At 49.4% G+C, this 5,849-nt stretch carries 3 protein-coding genes and 1 pseudogene; 1 reads left to right on the top strand and 3 read right to left on the bottom strand.

Features of this window, described 5'->3' with window-relative positions; genetic code table 11:
- The 3 genes from BLR94_RS26875 to BLR94_RS26885 form a co-directional block, all read right to left on the bottom strand.
- Positions 1-2,410: calcium-binding protein (locus tag BLR94_RS26875; protein ID WP_279615895.1), on the bottom strand; the 2,410-nt coding region annotated here is incomplete at its 3' end.
- Entirely contained in the window at positions 2,407-2,889 is a 483-nt protein-coding gene (locus BLR94_RS26880) for a hypothetical protein (RefSeq protein ID WP_084309000.1), read from the bottom strand. The genes BLR94_RS26880 and BLR94_RS26875, both read right to left, overlap by 4 nt.
- 562 nt (positions 2,890-3,451) lie before the next feature.
- Positions 3,452-4,864: a TolC family outer membrane protein gene (locus tag BLR94_RS26885; protein ID WP_084308999.1), complete on the bottom strand. Its 1,413-nt coding sequence runs from the start codon at positions 4,862-4,864 to the stop codon at positions 3,452-3,454.
- Positions 4,865-5,554: 690 nt separating this feature from the next.
- Between BLR94_RS26885 and BLR94_RS26890 the strand changes: the two are divergent.
- A pseudogene (locus BLR94_RS26890) lies at positions 5,555-5,849 on the top strand (transposase); the annotation flags it as partial.

The following is a 5,849-nucleotide window of genomic DNA, read 5'->3' on the forward strand; positions in this document are numbered from 1 at the left end:
TGCCACGCCCGCCCTGAAGTACGTTATCAACGTTAGTACCGATAATCGTGTCGTTACCTGACGTCTGAGACGCATTGATCACGCGTTCGACCAATTGGGCTCGATCCCAGACAGAGCCGTCGGCGAAAACCACTCGTTCAACACCAGTCGAATAAAAATTGTCCAGGGTATCTTTGAGTAGGATCGAACCAGCATCTCCAGCGCCCGGCGAACTCTCCGCAATCACAACCTTCACATCATTTCCGGCACGCACCAGCGTGACCTCATTTGAATTGATATCGGTCAGCTTTAATTGATCAGCTGTACCGTAGCTCTGCCTCTCAGCGATCGTATCGTTTCCATCACCACGCGCGTAGAGATAGGTGTCGTTGCCATTGCCACCACTCAGCACGTCGTCCCCAGTTCCGCCGGAAATCTGATCGTTACCGGAACCTGTAGATATTACATCGCTGCCTGCAAGGCCTTTGACTATATAGTCGACCTGCCCTGTATTTATAATGGAATCATCCAACGAAGACCCGAGCTTAAAGTTTTTGAAAAAAGACTCAACAGCACTCAACTCAGAACTAGATAAACCTGCTGCGAAAACCTCAAGTAACCTATCAAGCCCAGACACATACTTCGACGCTTCGTGGTTCATCAGGCTAACGAGATCCACAATAGATTTTAAAGGAGATACTTCATAATTAGCTTCCAGCTTATGAATCGCGTCATTCGCAGCTAGCGTGAAGCCATCACCGCCCAAACTCAAACGAAATTCACTTAGATATGGAGCGACGTGAACCGCATACATTAGCGATTCATCTACATATTTGACAACCTTAACATAAGCTTCAAGTATTATCGCAGAAGCATTGGGCCCTGGATTCGGAAGTCCGGCGTTAGTTCCGCTTCCCTGGATAAAGGCCTGCCCAAGAAATTTTTCCAATGCATAGAGCTTCCTACCATCAGATATGAACTCTCCGCGACTATTGGGCGCGTACTGCTCAACTCCGGCCCAGTGAAAAATGATGTCATCCAACATGGCAGACCTTAAAGCACGATCTGTCTCATTTACATACAAGGAAACCAGATGCCCAAGAGCACCTGATTCATCCAATGCCATTGCCCGGTGTAAGCTGCTGACATGGCCGAAGCCTGATACGTTAGGCAACGAGGCAATTTCCTGGCTAACCTCAACATCACCAATTTCAACGCTACGCGCCTCATCTTTACTAAACCAGATGTCGTTCATTGCGCGGACTACGCCGTCAGTGTTCACGTACTGTCCGACCTGCAGAACCTTATTACCTTGGGCATCAGTCAAGTTTTTTGATGTGTAAGATAACCCCAAGCTCTTAACATGCCAGTCTGATAAACTCGACAACTCTCCATTATCAACCTTTCCATTGCTATTGCTATCCTTCCATATTTTCAACTGCTCGAAGAGCTCATCAGAACTGTCGACCTTATCATCGCCATTGCTATCCAACTCAGACAAAGCCAGAAAGCCGTTCGCAGCATTCTGACCATTACCCAACTTTGTGAAATTACCAAACAGCTCTGCTCCGCTATCAATGAGACCATTATCATTACGATCCCACACTAATAACCCATCATCTTTCCCAACCCATCCGGAAAGCTCTGCAAAGCCATTCCCATCATGATCAAAGTTCACGCCTGCAGACCTGGCTATAGTCTCTACGCCATCCCCGTCTAAATCTAGAATAAGCGGTGACACTGTACCCAGGGCGTCCTTAAAAGTTTCCTGAAGATCAGAGATCAAACCATTAGGATCGAGCCAATCTAGGAGCTCTCCAAACGCATCAGCTGCATCGCTGTAAAACTCGCCAACAGAAGACTTCCATGAGTCCGGAACTATAAACTCTACGACTCCGAAAGAAACCAAGGCAGCCGCCAACGCCAACGCTGCACCACCAACGACAGTAGTGGCTGATGACACCATAAACGTACCAAGCAAGGCTCCTGCAAAAGACCCAATCACCGCACTACCAAGGGCAGTTTTGTCACCTGTCTGCGCGGCTTGATAAATTGAGGCGCCGGACAGCGCCAAGCCTGCCCCGGCCATCACTCGCCCCATCATTGCTGACACGGAGGCGTTTTTCAAATTGCTATTAGCCATCGACTTTGCATTGTCTAGTTCTAAAGCAATCTCAGCCTGTAGACCTGCCATAATTTTGGAATAATTTGCTTTGAAACTTTCTGACAATGTCGACTGCCGAACCTTATTCAATAAATCTTCGGACAAATTCAATTTATCTAAATTAGCCAGTGCTCTGTTTTGAGCGGCTATCGCCCAGTCATCTAGCTGCTTCGCAGAGGCAAATGCAAACGTCTCTAACGTGGCAAGAATTGATCCCCAGGCGACTTCATGAACGTTAACATCTGATGCCACAGTTTGATCCGTCATTTCATCATTCTCCCTTTTATTTTCTGTGCGAGATCTTTAACTAGCGAAACCTCAAGCAAAAGCACGTATCCGAACACCCAAATCAACAGCACGTTAGCAAAAAAATACCGAAACGAAGTTTGAAAGAAGAAGTCGACTGGCAGACTGGCGCTGTATGGGAACACAACAACAGATAAGCTTACAGCCATAAGGAAGAAGAGTCCGATTACCGCCCTGGCTATCAACGGCTGCTTTACGAAAGAATATTCAGCCGTTCCGTATGGTATACGCTCATGAAATGATACATAGATTAGAAACGGCGCTAGCACCACGAATAAAAGCGACGAAGCCACTGCTATATTTTCTATGTCGACAGGACTAGCCACACCTGAATTTCTAACTTGATCAAGTTTCAGCTTAAAGATATGACGCAGCCACTCATGCTCAAAAAAGCCGAGAATAAGATAAAGTGCACCCATGAAAATTGCGATAATCAACATCACAAAAACTGGTCTCTTAGCAAGAGACCAGGCAATAAGACACCTAAAATCCTTTTTAATCACAATTCGCGCCCCATGCCAAATAAACCAAAATTAACTATAAACTTTACTTAAAAGTCAACAGGAGAAAGCACACCATTCTACATAACTTTAGGATTCGAGAATAAATGTACTTTTGAAGAAAGGCTGGGTACACAAAACAGAGATACTGAGCGGCATAAGTAGATGAGCCAAAGAGTCAATGATTGACTCGTTCACGGCTGGAATACTCATCATTACGCATCCTTGCATAGAAATGATCAACTACGACTAGCACTGATTATAGTGATCACCTTAAGAACGGCAAGCGTGATGGCATCGCTTAGCGACTATGGTTCTGAAAAGACTCCGAGTCCAAATCCTTCAAAACCAACGGGTTACTAAACAGATAACCCAGTTAAGAATCCTTTCGCCTGTGATTCCGACGAGCGGCACAGCAGATGGAGATTAGAATCGACTCTTCCGAACGCCCAAATGCATAGCAGCACATGGCGAGTAACCCCAGATGCCGATGTTGGTGGTATTAGCGCTCGCCTAAATTAGGCAAGAAGTCGCGACTGGCATCGTAGTTTTCTTTGAGAAAAATGGAAAACTCCTGCAGATCACCAACAGCCAGCATCCCCGCAGCTTGCTTGAGTTTGAAGTTATCGATGATGTAGTCATAGCGAAAATTGTTGTAATCCCGAACCGCCGCGTATAGCTGCCGCTGAGCATTCAACACATCAGCCATGTTGCGAGTCCCAACCCTCAAGCCGACTTCGTTGGCTTCTAATGACATCCGGCCTGACTTAATCGCCTGCAGGCGCGCTGCAATCTGCTCTACTCCAGCATTGATCGCTCGATGAGCGCTTCTGGTCAGCAGAACCACCTCACGCCTGGCGTTCTCGCGATCGTCTTCGCTCTTTGCCAGGAGCTCTACAGATTGGCGCACCTGCGAACGAGTCATGCCGCCGCTATAGAGCGGAATGTTCAGCTCGATGCCGATGCTGCTCTGCGCAACATCATCGCGATAATCGCTGCGACCAAAATCAGATGGGTTGTTGTAGCCGAAACTATCGTTGTCGCCTTTTCGATAGGAAGCAACAACATCGACGGTTGGTGAGAAACCTGACTTGCTCTGCCTAACTCTTTCTTCCGCCGACGTAACCGCATGGTTGGTCGCAAGTAGGTTGAGGTTTTGTTGGGTGGCCGAATCGACCCACGCTGTCGCATCGTTGGGGAATGGTGGGTCTACCGGCATTGAGTGGGCTACGCCGTCGATAGCAACGTATTCGCGTGTTGTTAGTCGATATATGACATCGAAGGCCTCATCGACGTTACGCTGGAAAACCTTTGAATTCGCCTTTGCTAGATCATAGGCAGCCTGCGCATCGAGCACGTCTGTGATGCTGGCAACACCGCCTTCGAGGCGCCCTTGCGCCTGGGCCTGCTGCTCAAGCAGAGCCGATTCCTCAGCACGCGAAGCGGCGAGCGCATCCAGTTGGCGAAGGGTTTCGAAATACGCCTCCGCCACTTTCAGAATAAGCCCCTGCTCCTTGGCTGCGAGTTCCATTTCCGCCTGGGCGACATCGGCCTGAGCGGCCTTGAGCTCAAACCAGCGGTCAAGGCGAAACAGCGGCTGCGTGAGGCTTGCACGAACCGTGGTGCCACTGCGTGAGCGGATGAGTTCAGGCTTATCCCTGTCCAGTCGGGTCGACTCGCTCACCATCCCAGCAGTGATACTTGGCAGCAACCCTGAGCGAGCTTGAGGAGCTGCTTCGGCACGCGCCCGATATTCATGGCGTGCAGCGGACAATTCCGCGTCGTGCAGCGCGGCCTGGGTGTACACCGACAGCAGACTCGCCCTAGTAACGGACAGTCCCTCGGAGCTTTGCGCGAGGGCAGCCACAGGAAGAAGCGCAAGGGTCAAGCCCAGGCAGCCAAAAAGGTATCGCATCAACAATCCTTGTTAGAAACCACGGCAACGTGGCTGCGAATCCTATGAGATTGAAAGATTACGTCAAGGTGAAAATATTGAGGATCCGATGACGTTCAAATTTCCTACTGCAGGCTGAGCTACCGCGAATCGTAAAACTGGCGGTTGGCGAGCAGTTAACAACTCCCTCTTCGCCCCGGCTGCTATCTGCCGTCTGCTGGGTAGCAGGTTTTACGGCTTGAAGCTCTCAGTCAGCGGCTGCTAGTTTCCCTCACAAAAAATCAGTAGCATTTGCTCTGAAGCCCTTCTAAAGGATCCTGCGCCTATAAAGCTGTATTCGCTGAGACCGAGATTGGCAGGAAACCACTACTGGCCCCGCTATCGTAAGAATCAACCACAGAGTCCTACTTTTCACCCAGCGTTAGCCGTGAGGCTCTCGCTTCAGACTTGGTTAACCGGCTCCGGCATATCTCCTGTCCATCGAGCATTCAGATGAATATCAATAGCCCCACCGTAATGGAATACATATGCGTAAATCCCTGATATTAATCCTCACCGCAATTTTGACCGGATGCTTAGACTCCTCTGATCAGCTCACGATTGACAGGGAAAAAAGCCAACTAAGACAGCAATTGAAGATATAACCCGTTGAATCGCCCCTAGTTTCGTAGACACCTCCAAGCCTCATAATGAGGCCCACTAGGAGGTGCCATGAGCAACCAGCGTTACCCCGAAGAATTCAAAATCGAAGCGGTCAAGCAAGTGACCGAGCGTGGCCTTCCTGTAGCCGAAGTGGCAGCGCGGTTAGGTATGTCGGTGCACAGCCTGTATGCCTGGATCAAGCGCTACAGCAAGCCCCAGGAAAAGCGGCAGCAAGAGAACGATCAGCAGGCCGAACTGCGTCGTCTGCGTGCTGAACTCAAGCGAGTGACCGAAGAGCGAGACATCCTAAAAAAGGCCGCCGCGTACTTTGCCAAGGAGTCCGGCTGAAGTACGCCTTCATCAG

The organism is Phytopseudomonas flavescens, assembly GCF_900100535.1.
Lineage (GTDB): Bacteria > Pseudomonadota > Gammaproteobacteria > Pseudomonadales > Pseudomonadaceae > Aquipseudomonas > Aquipseudomonas flavescens.